Origin of the sequence: Parerythrobacter lutipelagi, assembly GCF_005434975.1 — a bacterium.
Taxonomy (GTDB): Bacteria; Pseudomonadota; Alphaproteobacteria; order Sphingomonadales; family Sphingomonadaceae; genus Parerythrobacter_A; species Parerythrobacter_A lutipelagi.
On record NZ_SKCJ01000001.1, the window covers coordinates 500,250 to 514,339 of the forward strand.

15 protein-coding genes are annotated in these 14,090 nt (G+C 59.9%); 10 read left to right on the top strand and 5 right to left on the bottom strand.

The annotated features are described in order from the left end of the window. Positions 1-4 precede the first annotated feature (4 nt). Entirely contained in the window at positions 5-418 is a 414-nt protein-coding gene (locus E0502_RS02490) for a M67 family metallopeptidase (RefSeq protein ID WP_240048825.1), read from the bottom strand. Here E0502_RS02490 and E0502_RS02495 point away from each other — a divergent pair. The 9 genes from E0502_RS02495 to E0502_RS02535 all read left to right on the top strand — a co-directional run bounded on the left by E0502_RS02495 (position 417) and on the right by E0502_RS02535 (position 7,858). After that, a complete protein-coding gene (locus E0502_RS02495) occupies positions 417-1,361 on the top strand; it encodes an RluA family pseudouridine synthase (protein ID WP_137676390.1) in 945 nt (314 codons plus the stop codon). The genes E0502_RS02490 and E0502_RS02495 overlap by 2 nt on opposite strands. A gap of 138 nt (positions 1,362-1,499) precedes the next feature. Continuing rightward, positions 1,500-2,387 (top strand): RNA polymerase sigma factor RpoH, encoded by an 888-nt coding sequence (rpoH, locus tag E0502_RS02500; RefSeq protein ID WP_137677492.1) that lies wholly within the window; start codon positions 1,500-1,502, stop codon positions 2,385-2,387. A gap of 102 nt (positions 2,388-2,489) precedes the next feature. Beyond that, positions 2,490-3,080: an alpha/beta hydrolase domain-containing protein gene (locus E0502_RS02505; protein ID WP_137676391.1), complete on the top strand. Its 591-nt coding sequence runs from the start codon at positions 2,490-2,492 to the stop codon at positions 3,078-3,080. Between the two features lie 10 nt (positions 3,081-3,090). Beyond that, positions 3,091-4,008: a hypothetical protein gene (locus E0502_RS02510; protein WP_137676392.1), complete on the top strand. Its 918-nt coding sequence runs from the start codon at positions 3,091-3,093 to the stop codon at positions 4,006-4,008. A 27-nt stretch (positions 4,009-4,035) separates the two neighbouring features. Then, complete coding sequence (mtgA, locus tag E0502_RS02515) at positions 4,036-4,707, top strand: monofunctional biosynthetic peptidoglycan transglycosylase (protein ID WP_137676393.1); 672 nt, start codon at positions 4,036-4,038, stop codon at positions 4,705-4,707. A 228-nt stretch (positions 4,708-4,935) separates the two neighbouring features. Continuing rightward, positions 4,936-5,895: a cation diffusion facilitator family transporter gene (locus tag E0502_RS02520; RefSeq protein ID WP_192895903.1), complete on the top strand. Its 960-nt coding sequence runs from the start codon at positions 4,936-4,938 to the stop codon at positions 5,893-5,895. Beyond that, on the top strand, positions 5,895-6,485 hold the full coding sequence (locus tag E0502_RS02525; RefSeq protein WP_137676395.1) for a sigma-70 family RNA polymerase sigma factor: 591 nt from the start codon (positions 5,895-5,897) through the stop codon (positions 6,483-6,485). Before E0502_RS02520 ends, E0502_RS02525 begins: the two co-directional genes overlap by 1 nt. Further along, positions 6,482-7,192, top strand: a complete 711-nt coding sequence (locus E0502_RS02530; protein ID WP_137676396.1) for an anti-sigma factor — start codon at positions 6,482-6,484, stop codon at positions 7,190-7,192. The genes E0502_RS02525 and E0502_RS02530 overlap by 4 nt, the downstream gene beginning before the upstream one ends. 96 nt (positions 7,193-7,288) lie before the next feature. Next, complete coding sequence (locus E0502_RS02535) at positions 7,289-7,858, top strand: fasciclin domain-containing protein (protein WP_137676397.1); 570 nt, start codon at positions 7,289-7,291, stop codon at positions 7,856-7,858. Positions 7,859-7,945: 87 nt separating this feature from the next. Here the strand turns inward: E0502_RS02535 and E0502_RS02540 are convergent, their stop codons facing one another. The 3 genes from E0502_RS02540 to E0502_RS02550 all read right to left on the bottom strand — a co-directional run bounded on the left by E0502_RS02540 (position 7,946) and on the right by E0502_RS02550 (position 10,439). Continuing rightward, positions 7,946-8,239, bottom strand: a complete 294-nt coding sequence (locus tag E0502_RS02540; RefSeq protein WP_240048826.1) for a low molecular weight protein tyrosine phosphatase family protein — start codon at positions 8,237-8,239, stop codon at positions 7,946-7,948. A gap of 40 nt (positions 8,240-8,279) precedes the next feature. Then, positions 8,280-9,545 (bottom strand): ATP-dependent Clp protease ATP-binding subunit ClpX, encoded by a 1,266-nt coding sequence (gene clpX, locus E0502_RS02545; protein ID WP_137676399.1) that lies wholly within the window; start codon positions 9,543-9,545, stop codon positions 8,280-8,282. A 192-nt stretch (positions 9,546-9,737) separates the two neighbouring features. Beyond that, on the bottom strand, positions 9,738-10,439 hold the full coding sequence (locus E0502_RS02550; protein ID WP_137676400.1) for an ATP-dependent Clp protease proteolytic subunit: 702 nt from the start codon (positions 10,437-10,439) through the stop codon (positions 9,738-9,740). A 226-nt stretch (positions 10,440-10,665) separates the two neighbouring features. Between E0502_RS02550 and E0502_RS02555 the strand changes: the two genes are divergently transcribed. Then, positions 10,666-12,783: a TonB-dependent receptor plug domain-containing protein gene (locus E0502_RS02555; RefSeq protein WP_137676401.1), complete on the top strand. Its 2,118-nt coding sequence runs from the start codon at positions 10,666-10,668 to the stop codon at positions 12,781-12,783. A 6-nt stretch (positions 12,784-12,789) separates the two neighbouring features. Here the strand turns inward: E0502_RS02555 and E0502_RS02560 are convergent, their stop codons facing one another. Next, on the bottom strand, positions 12,790-14,022 hold the full coding sequence (locus E0502_RS02560) for an acyltransferase family protein (RefSeq protein ID WP_137676402.1): 1,233 nt from the start codon (positions 14,020-14,022) through the stop codon (positions 12,790-12,792). Positions 14,023-14,090: the final 68 nt, after the last annotated feature.

The following is a 14,090-nucleotide window of genomic DNA, read 5'->3' on the forward strand; positions in this document are numbered from 1 at the left end:
GCCTTTACGCATCTATGACGCGAAGGGAAAGCCGCGCGAAGCCTTCCGGCGCATCTTTCCAGGCGGAAATGTCACCCTCCGCCACAATCAGCCAGATTGCACTGGCGCCTGCCGCCATGGCGCGATCCGTCGCAGATGGCCGGGCCAGGCCATTGGGATGCGAATGATAATATCCGATCACCGGATCGCCGCCGCCGCGTGCAGCGCGATGCGCATCGATCAGCGGTTGCGGATCAATCTCGAAATGCGTTGCCGGGGCCGGATGAATGTTGGTTGCAGCAACCGAGCGATCGATGCATTCGCCTGTCCCGAACAGGATACCGCAGCACTCCAGCGGGTGAGCAATTTCAGCTTCGCGCACGATGGCTTCGGCCACGTCCCTTGTCAGCGCAATTTCCATCGCGCATGGCTCTAGCATGAGCGAGCGTGAAGTCATTACCGGCCAAATTGAAACCGCCGGCCGCATCGACAAGTCGCTTGCCGAAACATCCGGCCTTTCACGTGAGAGGGTGAAGGCTCTGATGGCGCAAGGCGCGGTGCTGGTCGGCAAGACGATTGCCACGAACCCTTCGGCAAAAATGCAGGCTGGCGCGCATTTCACGATTACGCTGCCTCCGCCTGACGAAGCCGAAGCCCTGCCGCAGCACATCCCACTCGACGTGGTGTTCGAGGATGCGCATCTGATCGTGGTCAACAAATCCGCAGGCATGGTGGTTCACCCTGCCGCGGGAAACCCCGACGGGACACTGGTCAACGCCCTGCTGTTCCATTGCGCCGGAGAGCTGTCGGGAATCGGCGGGGTTGCCCGCCCCGGCATCGTTCACCGGATCGACAAGGACACTTCTGGTTTGCTGGTTGTTGCAAAAACTACGTCCGCGCACGAGGGGCTTGCGGCGCAGTTTGCCGACCATTCGATCCATCGGCGTTATCTGGCAATCTGTGCCGGCCATCCCGCCTCACCTGAGGGCACAATTTCGGGGCGAATTGGCCGCTCGGATGCGAATCGCAAAAAGATGGCGATGCTGCCCGACACATCAAGCCGCGGAAAGCATTCGGTGACGCATTTCAAGGTTCTGGAAAACCTCAATGATTGCAGTCTGTTGGAATGCAGGCTTGAAACCGGCAGGACGCATCAGGTGCGTGTTCACTGCGCGTCAATCGGCCATGCGCTACTAGGGGACCAGACATATGGCCGCACACCCAAATCGCTTAGACCGCTGCTTCAGCGGCTCGGTTTCGCCCGGCAGGCACTTCATGCGGCCGAACTCGGTTTCGTCCATCCCGCCACCGGCGAGGCAGTCCGCTTTTCAGCTGAATTGCCTGCCGATATGCGGGAACTTATCGACGAAACCGCTCGTTGAAATCGATGAATAGCACTGCAAAACTCCGCAGTTCGGTGTATATGTAACCACGTGGCCCGACAGAGCGGATGCCCATCAGGGGTCCGGCAAGCGCGGTCGACGAAGAAAGGTTAGGGAAAAGTGAGCAAGACAAAAGCAATGAGCGTACCGGCGCTCGGCGGTGAGCAGGGGCTCAACCGCTATCTCTCGGAAATCAAGAAATACCCCGTGCTGAAGCCGGAGCAGGAATACATGCTCGCGAAGCGCTATGAAGAGCACGAGGATCCCGAAGCTGCGGCGCAGCTCGTTACCTCGCATCTGCGCCTCGTGGCGAAAATCGCGATGGGCTATCGCGGCTATGGCTTGCCCGTGTCGGATCTCATTTCCGAAGGCAATGTCGGCCTGATGCAGGGTGTGAAGAAATTCGAGCCCGATCGCGGTTTCCGCCTCGCAACCTATGCGATGTGGTGGATCAAGGCGAGCATTCAGGAATATATCCTGCGTTCGTGGAGCCTCGTTAAGATGGGCACCACCGCTGCGCAGAAGAAGCTGTTCTTCAACCTGCGCCGCATGAAGAAGAACCTCGACGCCTACGAAGACACCGACCTGCACCCGGACGATGTGACCAAGATTGCGACCGACCTTGGCGTGGCCGAGCAGGAAGTGGTCAATATGAACCGCCGGATGATGATGGGCGGCGACGGTTCGCTCAACGTCACCATGCGCAATGGCGAGGAAGGCTCGGGCGAATGGCTTGACTGGCTGACCGATGATCGCCCGCTGCAGGATGAAACCGTGGCCGAGGCGGAGGAAGCGACCGTGCGGCATGACATGCTGCTCGAAGCGATGGGTTCGCTCAATGACCGTGAGAAGCACATTCTCACCGAACGGCGTCTGACGGACAATCCGCAGACGCTCGAAGAACTGAGCCAGGTCTACGACGTGAGCCGCGAACGCATTCGCCAGATTGAAGTGCGCGCGTTTGAAAAGCTGCAGAAAGCGATGAAGTCCATCGCCGGTGAAAGGTTGTTGCCAGGCATCGCCTGATCGCACTTGCCGAATAACAATATCGCCCGGGATCGCGCAGATTGGCGCTTTCCCGGGCGTTTTCTATCTGGCACACTCCTGCCGAATTGGGAGGGGGTTTGAATGTTCAGGATCCGGACGCTGGCCATCGCCTGTACGCTTGCTGTCGCGGCAATCGCTGCCTCGCCGCTTTCGGCGCAGCAACGGATCGAAAACCCGGCGGGGGTGTGGACACACAAGGGCACCGAAACGGCGTTTCCCCGGATGCTTTCCTCAGCAGAACGGACCTCGATCACCGAATATGATCCAAACGGCTCCGACGCGAGCACAGGCTATTCCTATAGCGACGAGAATGGCACGCTGGTGCTGACCATATATGTCTATCCGGTGATCGAAGAATTCACCTGCCTGCAGACATATCAGGATGCCAAGCGCTCAATCGAGCAGTATGACGGAGCAGAGCTGCGCGCTGAAACGAATGTTGAGAGCCCCGGCGGCGCGCTAGGCGAAGCAGCCTATTTCGGCCGCTACCGGATCCCGGCGGGCGCGATGCGGGCTGATTACCCGGAACTGATATCCGATCTGTACCTCTACTGCCCGCCTGACAGCGAGTGGCTGGTCAAATACCGCGCCAGCTGGAATGGTAGCGAACAGACCTTTCCCGATGTCGGCGCATTGATAAAACAGATCGGCTGGGGTGAAGAACTGGAATAGGGGCGGGATGATGACGGAAACAAGCGCGAGCGAAGCAGGCGCCGTAGCGCCGCCGGAACAGGAACCATCGGCGGGCGGTCTGCGCGGCGCGTGGTCACGCGTGTCTGGCCCTGCACTGGGCACGTGGTCGGCGATTTCGCTGGTTGTCGGGCTGGTCGCCGATATTGCCGAGCCGGTTGCGCCATTTGCGATGAATTTGCTCGCGCTGTCGATTCTGCTGCTCCTGTTGTGCCTGGCCGGCATGTCGTCCGCCAAGCTGCGCGCGAAAGCGGGCACCGCGGCGATCTTCAGCGGGATTGCCGCGCTTGTCTTCGGGACTATCGTGCTGGGCCAGCAAGCCGTCCCGGGCAACGAGGGTGAGGAGCGCGGAGTTGCCGCCAGCTACATCGATCCGCTTGCCGGTTTGCAGAACGCTATCCTGCCGATTTCCGACGATGCGCGCGCAATGCTCGAATTCAGTAGCGCGATTTCGCATGGCAGCGACACGATGCGCGCAGTCGAAGCGCGGGACCGCATATCGCAGACCAAAGACCCGCTGTTGCGGCGCGGGATGATCGAAGCCCTCTACGAGACGAGGCGCCCGCCCTTGCGGCAGCTCGCGATATCGATGGCCTTTGCGGAGCGGGACAATGATTCGCTCACCCTTTTGCCCACCGGCGACAGCAAGCTGGCCCGCGAACTGGTTGGCGAACCGCTCTATATTAGCGACGTCGATCTCGCTTCCGGCGCGCTCCGCATGGCGTGGAATGGGCGCAGATCGGAAGGTACGGTTGCGCGCGGCGAAGTGGTGTTTCCGCTGACGATCGTGCGTGACAACCAGCGCCGGCAAGTCGAAGTGCGCCTGACAGCGAAGGATGGCTTCGAGCTGAGCGGGACAGCGCGGCTGGCCGACGGCGAAAGTGCTGCTGTCGCTCTGCCGCTGTTCTGAAGCGTAACAACCGGATAACATCAGCCGATGATAACTCGTGTCGCTCGTTTCCTCGCCAAGTGCGTGCTGTGGTTCATCGGGCTCAGCCTGGCGCTGGTGCTGTTGTTCAAATGGGTTCCGGTCCCGGTCACTGCGACCATGGTGCTGGATGGAAACGGCATCACCAAGGATTGGGAACCGCTGTCCAATATCGACCGCAATCTCGTTTCCGCAGTAATTGCAGCGGAAGACGGCAAGTTTTGCAGCCACAGCGGCTTTGACCGCGAGGCGATCCAGAAAGCGATCGAGCGCAACGCACAGGGCGGCCGTATCAGAGGCGGCTCGACGATCAGCCAGCAAACCGCGAAGAACGTCTTTCTGTGGCAGGGCGGCGGCTATGTCCGCAAAGGGTTTGAAGCGTGGTTCACATTCCTGATCGAAAACATCTGGGGCAAGCGGCGGATCATGGAAGTTTATCTCAATGTCGCGGAGACAGGCATCGGGACATTTGGTGCAGAGGCCGGGGCGCAGCGTTATTTCAACCATTCGGCGAGCCGCCTGACCAAGGACCAGGCGGCACGGATGGCAGCTGCCCTCCCCCTGCCCAAGGAACGCTCGGTCACCAATCCGGCGGGCTTCACACGCCGCTATGGCAACACGATTGCCGCGCGGATGGGCAGTGTCCGGCGCGACGGGCTCGATGCCTGCGTTTACGATTAGACGGACCCGCCATTTCAACACCGCGCCCCGCCAAGGGCTTGCGCGAGCAATTTGCGAGATCAATCAAAGTGTTGCTCCGCTCAAAAATACGGATATGTTATACCATTATAGGCTTGGATATTTTATATCATACTGATTTGATTGAATTTTCTTGCAGCCTTGCGATCGGATGACTAGGGCCCGGGCAAGGCAGGATTGTGCCTGAAGAGTGCTCGGCGGGAGGCCAAATTGGGGCAAACGCATTCACATGGCGAACAAGCGCAGGCGAGCGAGCATTCCGCTGACCATGGGCATGCACACGGTCATGGGCATGGGCACAGCCACGCGCCGGCGGACTTCGGCTCGGCCTTCCTGATCGGGATAATCCTCAACACCGCTTTCGTGATTGTCGAGGCGACCTACGGCTATCTATCCGGCTCGATGGCGCTGGTCGCCGATGCCGGCCACAATCTGTCCGACGTGCTCGCGCTGATCCTCGCCTGGGTCGCCAGTGTCGCGGCCAAACGCCCGGCCAACTCCCGCTTTACCTATGGCTACAAGAGCTCGACCATCCTCGCCGCGATTGCCAACGCCGCATTGTTGATGGTCGCGATCGGCGCAATCCTGTTCGAAACGATACACCGCTTCACCGACCCGGCCCCTGTTCAGGGCATGACCATGATCATCGTGGCCGGGATCGGCATTGTGATCAACACCGGCACTGCGCTGCTCTTCCTGCGCGGCCGGCATGACGATCTGAACATTCGCGGCGCGTTCCTGCATATGGCGGCAGATGCGCTGGTCTCAGTCGGCGTGGTGGTCGCGGGGGTGATGATCCTGTTGACCGGACAATTGTGGATCGATCCGCTCACCAGCCTGCTGATCGTCGCCGTTATTGCCTGGGGCACCTGGGGCCTCGCCAAGGACAGCGTGAAGATGGGCCTGCTCGCCGTGCCGGAGAACATCTCTGAGACGGAGGTGAGATGCTACCTTGCCTCCCTGCCCGGTGTAACCGCCGTGCACAACCTGCACATCTGGCCGATGAGCACGACCGAAACCGCGCTGACCGCGCATCTGGTAATGCCCGGCGGACACCCGGGCGACGCTTTCCTGACAGACGTCTCGCATGAACTCGAACACCATCATCGCATCGGCCATGCAACAATCCAGGTTGAGCAGCACCGCGAGGCGTGCGAGAACTGCTGCTGATGAGCAGCCAGACCGACTCCACCGCCGATCAGCCTGCTCAGGCCCGTGCGCGGCTGACCGATGCCATGGTCCGGCTGGGCAACGGAGATCGCGCCGCACTCGAGCAAATTTATCGCGCGACCAATGTGAAGCTTTTCGGGATTTGCCTGCGTATCTTGGGTAACCGAAAGGAGGCCGAAGACGCGTTGCAGGACGTTTATGTGAATTTGTGGCGACGGGCGGATCGGTTCGATCCCCAGCGCGCCAGCCCGATCAGCTGGCTTGCAACCTTCGCGCGAAACTGCGCGGTGGATCGCCTGCGCACGGGCAAGGTGCGCGCTGGCGCAGTGCCGGTGGAAGCCGCTGCCGAACTGCCCGATGCAGAACCTCTGGCCGACGAATTGCTGATCGATGCGGAGCGCGCCGAACGTGTCCACACCTGCCTCGATACGCTCGATGGCAAGACGCGCGATGCCATCCGCAGCGCGTTTTTCGGCGGCCACACCTATGCGGAACTGGCGGATGCGCAAGAGGTCCCGCTGGGCACCATGAAAAGCTGGATCCGCCGCGGACTGACCAAGCTCAAGACCTGTCTGGAGAAAGGCGAATGACCGATCTCGACCGCCCCCGCGATATGCTGGCTGCCGAATATGCGCTGGGCCTGCTTGAAGGCGAGGATTTGCTCATGGCGCGTGCCCGCGCCGCGCGAGAGCCTGAATTTGCCGATGCAGTTACCTATTGGGAAACGAAACTGGCCCCGCTGCTGGATGACATCGGCGGGGCAGAGCCTGCGCCCGACCTGTGGCAGCGGATCGCAGCGGCGATCGACGAAACCCCGTCGAGCGGTGAGATCATCGATCTGCGCAAGCGGCTGAGATACTGGAAATTCGCCAGCTTCGGCGCTGCTGCTGCCGCCGTCGCGGTCTTCGCGCTGGTGCTGATGCAACCGCTGCCGAATGCACCGATACCGCAACCCGCCGAAGCACCGATGGTCGCCAATATCCCGATTGGCGATACCGACCTGAGACTTGCGGTCACTTACCTGCCAGACCGTGACGAAATGCTGGTTTCTGCCAGCGGCCTGACCGCAGACGGAGTGCATGATCACGAGTTGTGGCTGGTGCCCGACGAAGGCGCGCTGCGCTCGCTTGGGGTGGTAAAGCCGGGTGAAGAAATACGCATGGCTCTCGATCCCGATTTGGCTGCGCTGATCCATGACGGATCGCAGATGGTTCTGACCCGCGAACCGATTGGCGGCAAACCCGGCGATGCAGAGGCAGGACCGGTGGTGGCCGAAGGCGCGTTCGCAACCACCTGAAATTTCCTGACAAAAGTTTTTGCATCCGCAAGGCGCGGCGCTGCGTAACTCTTCACGACAAGCAGGACGGGGCTTGATCGACATCAGGAGAGTACAATGCAGAATTCACCCAAGTTCAAAGCCGCCGCCCTTGCTGCCGTTGCCGCAATGGGAACCTTTGCTATCGCCACCACCGCGCCGGTTTCCGCGCATAATCACAACAGCCATGCCGCCCATTCGCAGCCGACCATCGTCGGCGTCGCGCAGAGCACCGGCGTCCACAACACGCTGGTCGCCGCAGTCCAGGCAGCCGGCCTCGCAGATACGCTTTCGAGCGGCGGTCCGATCACGGTATTCGCGCCGACCGACGATGCCTTCGGCAAGCTGCCAGCCGGCACAGTCGACACGCTGCTCAAGCCGGAAAACAAGGGCGCGCTGACCAATGTGCTGACCTATCATGCGGTTGCAGGCCGCGTGACCGCGGGTGACCTCGTGTCGATGATCGACAAGAACGGTGGCGCAATTACCATCGATACGCTTGGCGGCGGCAAACTGGTCGCCAGCAAGTTTGGTGACACGGTCGCCATCACCGATGCAACCGGCCGCACCACTGTAGTGGCGCAAGCCGACGTCATGGCCTCGAACGGCATCGTCCATGTGACCGATGGCGTGTTCCTGCCTGGCTAAACCTTTCCCCGGGCGCTGCCTTTCGGAACTTCGGCGGCGCCTACTGAGCCCCGCTCGGCCATTCCTCCGGCCGGGCGGGGTTTTTCTTTACTTCATCAAGTGACTTCGCAGTCGACCGCGCAGGAGTGCGATCAGCTCCGGCTGCATGAAAGCGTAGCGATCAGGAATATCGAGACAGACAAGTTTTTTGGCTCGAAGCGATGTGGGGAATCTTGAACGCAGTTGGGCAGCGTGCCGCTTTTCCATCACGAAAACTTCGTCGGCCCAATCGAGCAGCTCTGCCGATACTACCTCGTCGGCATCCTGGCGCGTCCCGGCAGACATGACTTCGTAACCGGCTATATCGGCAAAGATCTGTTCAGCGGTTGGGCTGCGAAGCAAGTTCTTGCCACAGACGAACAAAAGCCGCCTGACGGTCAAGTCAGGCCGCTTCTTCCTTCTCTTCTTCTCCGCCCATGACCTTGACTGGCTCCTTGCGGCCTTCGACAACGTCCTTGTCGACTACGATCTCCGTCACGCCTTCCATGTCGGGGAGGTCGAACATCGTGTCGAGCAGGATCGCTTCCACGATAGAACGCAGGCCGCGTGCACCGGTCTTCCGCTTGATCGCTTTCTCCGCGATTTCGCGTAGCGCGTCGTCGGTGAAGGTAAGCTCCACATCTTCCAGTTCGAACAGCTTGCCGTACTGCTTTACGATGGCGTTCTTCGGTTCCTGCAGGATGGTGACCAGCGCATCGACATCCAGGTCGTTGAGCGTGGCGATCACCGGCAGGCGGCCGACGAATTCAGGGATCAGGCCGAATTTCAGCAGATCTTCCGGCTCGCTTTTTTCGAGCAGTTCGCCGATGCGGCGCTTGTCCGGATCGGCGACATGCGCGCCGAACCCGATCGAGCGTTTCTGCAGGCGGTCAGCGATAATCTTGTCCAGCCCGGCAAACGCGCCGCCGCAGATGAACAGGATGTTGGTCGTGTCGACCTGAAGAAATTCCTGCTGCGGATGCTTGCGGCCGCCCTGTGGCGGGACGGAGGCAGTCGTGCCTTCCATCAGCTTGAGCAGAGCCTGCTGAACGCCCTCCCCCGACACATCGCGGGTGATTGAGGGGTTTTCCGCCTTGCGGGTGATCTTGTCGATCTCGTCGATGTAGACGATGCCGTGCTGCGCCTTGTCGACGTTGTAATCGCTCGACTGCAGCAGCTTGAGAATGATATTCTCGACATCTTCGCCGACATATCCGGCTTCGGTCAGCGTGGTGGCATCAGCCATGGTGAAGGGAACGTCGAAGGTGCGCGCCAGCGTCTGCGCCAGCAGCGTCTTGCCTGAACCGGTCGGGCCGACCAGCAGGATGTTCGACTTGGCCAGTTCCACATCGCCGCCCTTGGCCGCGTGGTTCAAGCGCTTGTAATGATTGTGCACCGCCACCGAGAGGACGCGTTTGGCGCGATCCTGCCCGATGACATAATCGTTCAGCGTACCGCAGATTTCCGACGGCGTCGGCACTTCGCCTTCCTTGCGGCCGGTCAGCCCCGCCTTGGTCTCTTCGCGGATGATATCGTTGCACAGCTCGACGCATTCGTCGCAGATGAACACCGTCGGGCCCGCGATGAGCTTCCTCACCTCGTGCTGAGACTTCCCGCAGAAACTGCAGTACAACGTGCTCTTGCTATCTGTTCCGCTCAATTTCGTCATATTCCTGTCGTCCCGAATCCACCCAAGCCGGAGGGCCAGCGGATTCGTCCGACTCTAAGGCCGGATGGTCATTAATCAACACATTGGATGTAGCAATTACCCCTTGCCACAAGCTGAAGTGGCAAGGTTGCCGAAATGCTACAGTTAACGTCCCGATGTGGGTCGGCTTGGCTGGAAGGGCCTATCGGGCCCCTATTCGGGCGCGCCGCCCGAACCGTCCTTGTCCTCTTCGTCGTTCTCCGGACGGGTCTCGAAGACCTTGTCCACGAGGCCGAATTTCATCGCCTCTTCCGCTTCGAGGAAGGTGTCGCGGTCCATCGCCTTTTCGATGTCTTCCAGGCTCTTGCCGGTATATTTCACGTAGAGGTCGTTCATCCGCTTCTTGATGCGGAGAATTTCACGCGCCTGGATCTCGATGTCGGAGGCCATCCCGCGGGCGCCGCCCGAGGGCTGGTGAACCATGATCCGGGCGTTCGGCAGAGCGATGCGCATGCCCGGCTCGCCCGCAGCAAGCAGGAAGCTGCCCATGCTGGCGGCCTGCCCCATGCACACGGTCGAGACGCGCGGCTTGATGTATTGCATGGTGTCGTGGATCGCCATGCCGGCAGTCACGACCCCGCCAGGCGAGTTGATGTACATGCTGATCGGCTTGCTCGGGTTTTCGCTTTCGAGAAACAGCAGCTGGGCGGTGATCAGCGATGCCATGCCGTCTTCCACCTGACCGGTCACGAACACGATCCGTTCGCGCAGCAGGCGGCTGAAGATATCGAAACTGCGTTCGCCGCGGCTCGTCTGCTCAACCACTACCGGCACCAGCGCACCGGTCAGCGGGTCGCGCGTGAATTGGCCCTGAGTGCCGTGAGTTTCGCCAAGCTGCGTGGACAGGTCGATCATGAAAATGCCTCTCGATTTCGAATTGGTGGTCTATGTCGGATGAGCGCGCGCGATGTTCAAGGGGCTTAACCAATGCCGGTGGAAAAGCCTATCGGAACAGGTCTTGCGGATGCGCGTTCATCGTTCAGCGACATACCCTTGTCGATTGCGGGTGTTGATGTTGCTTTAAACTGCAATGCGCACTGCGCCTGCAACGCGAAGCGAATACGGGGACTGGAAAAAAACGATGACTGCGCGCGCCCCCAAGCCCCGGCTGCGACCACTCGCGAGCCTCTTGGTAACGGGTGTATGGCTCAGCGCATCTCCTGCATTCGGGCAGGATGACGCAGCAATCACACCGGAAGAAAACGGTGTGGACACGGCGCAGAGGAGCGGCCGCAACACAACGTATTCGCCAGACTATTTCGAACGTTATGGGCCACGCAATGCTCTCGACATGATCGAGCAAGTGCCCGGATTCCAGATCAGCGGCGGCGGCAATGGAGGTCGCGGTTTGGGACAGGCCGATCAGAACGTGCTGGTCAATGGAGAGCGCTTGTCGAGCAAGAGCGACAGCGTACGCGACCAACTTCAACGCATTCCGGCCAAGGACGTCATTCGGATCGAGATTATCGACGGCACCAGTCTCGACGTGCCCGGCCTGTCCGGACAAGTCGCCAATGTGATTGTCGATCTGGCGGGCATTGCCGGAACATTCAATTGGCAAGGCGAATTTCGCACCACAGCCGTCGATCCAGAATGGTATGGCGGGGAATTGTCGGTCGCCGGAACTAGCGGCGCGTTGAATTTCACCGTGGCATTGTCGAACAATAACAACAGATTTGGTGCTGAAGGACCGACGCTGATTGTCGACCGGGATGGTACGCTGGTTCAGGCGGAAGATACGATCTTCACCGGCAGCTTTGATCGCCCGACCGCGACAGCCAATTTGGGATACGATCTGGGCGACAATATCTCTTCGACGCTGAATCTGTCCTACACCCGCAGCTATTTCCGGCGCAGCGAAGGCGAAACCATTTCCGGGCCGGCAATCGATCCGCGGCTGCGCTCCATTCTTACGGCCGAGGAAGGGTATGAATACGAAGTAAGCGGCGACATCACTTTCCCGGTAGGCGCAGGCCAACTGAAACTGATCGGCGTAGAGAGCTATGATGATGAGGAATTCGGCCAGACTGTCGTCTCGTCCTTCGAGGATCCAGCGGTACTGACTGTCGGAAGCCGGTTTACCCGGGCCGATGGTTCGGGCGAACGGATTGCGCGGGCCGAATATAACTTTCCCCTGTGGGAAGCTGATTGGCAGATTTCCGGGGAAGCGGCATTCAATCGCCTGAACCGTATATCCGGCCTGTTCGAACTCGGCGCAAATGGAGACTTCAACGCAATCGATTTCCCCGAGGGAACCGGCGGCGTGAGCGAAAGCCGATACGAAATCTCAACCAGCCTCAGCCGCGTTCTGACCGACCGGCTTAGCCTTCAGGTTACCGGGGGATACGAATTTTCGACCATAAAGCAGAGCGGTATTGCAGCAAACCAGCGCAGCTTTTCGCGGCCAAAAGGTAAAGCATCGCTTTCATGGCAGGTCGGCGAAGGATTCGATATCACGGCAGCGATCGAGCGGCGCGTGGGTCAGCTTTCGTTCGGCGATTTTCTCGCCCGCGTATTCCTCGACAATGACAATGCGAATGCCGGCAATAATGAGTTGGTCCCGTCGCAGACTTGGGAGACGCGGGTTGAAGTCAACAAGTCGCTTGGCGACTGGGGATCGACAACTTTCATTTACGAGCAACGCTGGATCGAAGATTTCGTCGACCTTGTACCCATTCCCGGTGGTGGAGAAGCACGAGGCAACATCGACACAGCACGGCGCACCGAAATAGAGTGGGCCACCACTGTTCGGATGGACCCGATCGGCTGGAATGGTGCTCAGTTCGATATCCGTCTTGAGTATGAAGAAGGAGAGGTCATCGACCTGCTGACCGGCGAATTGCGAGATTTCTCAGGCGGACGGGATCGTGAAATCGAGATCGATTATCGCCATGATATTCCCGGGAGCAATATCGCCTACGGTGGTGGCATGGAATACAATCGAACCCGGCCTTACCGACGTATCGGGGAGGTAGGGCGCGAACAGGACGGGCCCACTTTCGCCAATGTATTTGTCGAACACAAAGACTTACTTGGTCTGACCGTGCGTGCAACGGCAGCGAACCTGATCGGCGGGCGCGATCGTTTCGCACGGACGGTATTCGACGGGCCGCGCAACGAGGGAAAAATCGCATTCGTCGAAGATCGAAATCGCAGGATCGGGCCAATCTTCCGCTTCAGCGTCAGCGGGAATTTCTAGCCCGCTCTAAGTCGCCGGGGCATTTTCCGGTGCTGGCCGGCTGCCCAGGGCGCCGCGCTGTTTCCGGATCGCACCGATATCGGTTTTGCCGTTGAACAACAAGCGTGCGAGCGGGGCGCGCCGGATGACATATTCGTGCAGCACAACGACTGTCCCGGCCGCAAGAGCGGTAATTGCAAGAAACTCGATTGCTATCGGCCAGTCCAATGACACGAAGGCACGTCCAAAAATGTACACCAGACAGTGATGGAACAGGTACATCGACAGCGCACAGTCGGCGAGCCACGCGGTCCGCTGGCTCTGGAAGTTTGCATAGCGATGGAAGAATTGCAGGATGAACAGCACCAGCACCCAGATCGCGAGCTGGTTGGCGAACAGGCGGCCGATGCCTTCCCACATGCCGTTATCGGGGAACGCGTAGGGCTGGATGATGAACGCAGCGGCGGCCGCGTAGGGCATCCAGCCACGCCACCTGGTCAGGCCGGAGAGAAGCCGCGGCGACAACGCCGCCATCACGCCGACAATGTAGAACGGAAACTCCGATGTCAGCTTGTACCAGCTTTGGAAGCCCGGCAGCAGAAGCTCGTAACTGCCCGGAATTTTGGCTGCAGCCGTGTAATTGGCGAAGTTCACGAATGCCAACAACAGGACGAGGATCGCAAATCGCCCGCCCTTCTCGCTGTCGGCCCACGCGCCCAACTTGATGCTCGCCTTTTTGGCCAAGTCACGGATGCGCGATTGAGCAGGCAGGACAGCGTGGATGATCCCTGAAAGAGCGAACATCGGGATCAGGCTGACGAGGAACCACAGGTGTAGCTGCCACAGGCCGCTCGACCAGACATGGTTGAATTCGACACTTCCGATCCAGCCAAAGAAGCTGAGGCCACCGCCTGCATCGGCATAGCGCAGGTAATGTTCCAGCATGTTGAAGGTCACCGCGATGGTGATCAGCGGTACAGCGGTACGCAGGAACCTGTTCCAGAAGAAATCACCAACCGACCGGCGCGACAGCAGCAGGACCGTGAAAAACCCGCCAACGAAGAAGAAAGTCGGCGTCACCAGCAGGTGCAGCCCGAAAATCAGCCAATCGAAGAACTCTGCGCGATCGATGTTGGCAGTGATATGAGGCCGCGCCGGCGCGTAAACGGTCCCCGCATGAAGCGCGACCGACAGGAACATCAGCACCGAGCGGGCGCCGTCGATGTCATGGTAATGCTTGCGCGGTGCCGTTGCGTCCATCGTTCACTCGTCTTCCAGGGGTCTGTAATCAGGCAATCGGAAAGCACGCAGCGTGGCACACGCCAAGC

What these genes read in the sequence shown, in the direction of transcription:
- mtgA (WP_137676393.1), top strand. Translation starts at nt 4,036, where the DNA reads ATGATAACTCGTGTCGCTCGTTTCCTCGCCAAGTGCGTGCTGTGGTTC.
- E0502_RS02550 (WP_137676400.1), bottom strand. Translation starts at nt 10,439, where the DNA reads ATGATCGACCTGTCCACGCAGCTTGGCGAAACTCACGGCACTCAGGGC.
- rpoH (WP_137677492.1), top strand. Translation starts at nt 1,500, where the DNA reads ATGAGCGTACCGGCGCTCGGCGGTGAGCAGGGGCTCAACCGCTATCTC.
- E0502_RS02495 (WP_137676390.1), top strand. Translation starts at nt 417, where the DNA reads ATGAGCGAGCGTGAAGTCATTACCGGCCAAATTGAAACCGCCGGCCGC.
- E0502_RS02510 (WP_137676392.1), top strand. Translation starts at nt 3,091, where the DNA reads ATGACGGAAACAAGCGCGAGCGAAGCAGGCGCCGTAGCGCCGCCGGAA.
- E0502_RS02490 (WP_240048825.1), bottom strand. Translation starts at nt 418, where the DNA reads ATGCTAGAGCCATGCGCGATGGAAATTGCGCTGACAAGGGACGTGGCC.
- clpX (WP_137676399.1), bottom strand. Translation starts at nt 9,545, where the DNA reads ATGACGAAATTGAGCGGAACAGATAGCAAGAGCACGTTGTACTGCAGT.
- E0502_RS02525 (WP_137676395.1), top strand. Translation starts at nt 5,895, where the DNA reads ATGAGCAGCCAGACCGACTCCACCGCCGATCAGCCTGCTCAGGCCCGT.
- E0502_RS02535 (WP_137676397.1), top strand. Translation starts at nt 7,289, where the DNA reads ATGCAGAATTCACCCAAGTTCAAAGCCGCCGCCCTTGCTGCCGTTGCC.
- E0502_RS02530 (WP_137676396.1), top strand. Translation starts at nt 6,482, where the DNA reads ATGACCGATCTCGACCGCCCCCGCGATATGCTGGCTGCCGAATATGCG.
- E0502_RS02555 (WP_137676401.1), top strand. Translation starts at nt 10,666, where the DNA reads ATGACTGCGCGCGCCCCCAAGCCCCGGCTGCGACCACTCGCGAGCCTC.
- E0502_RS02560 (WP_137676402.1), bottom strand. Translation starts at nt 14,022, where the DNA reads ATGGACGCAACGGCACCGCGCAAGCATTACCATGACATCGACGGCGCC.
- E0502_RS02505 (WP_137676391.1), top strand. Translation starts at nt 2,490, where the DNA reads ATGTTCAGGATCCGGACGCTGGCCATCGCCTGTACGCTTGCTGTCGCG.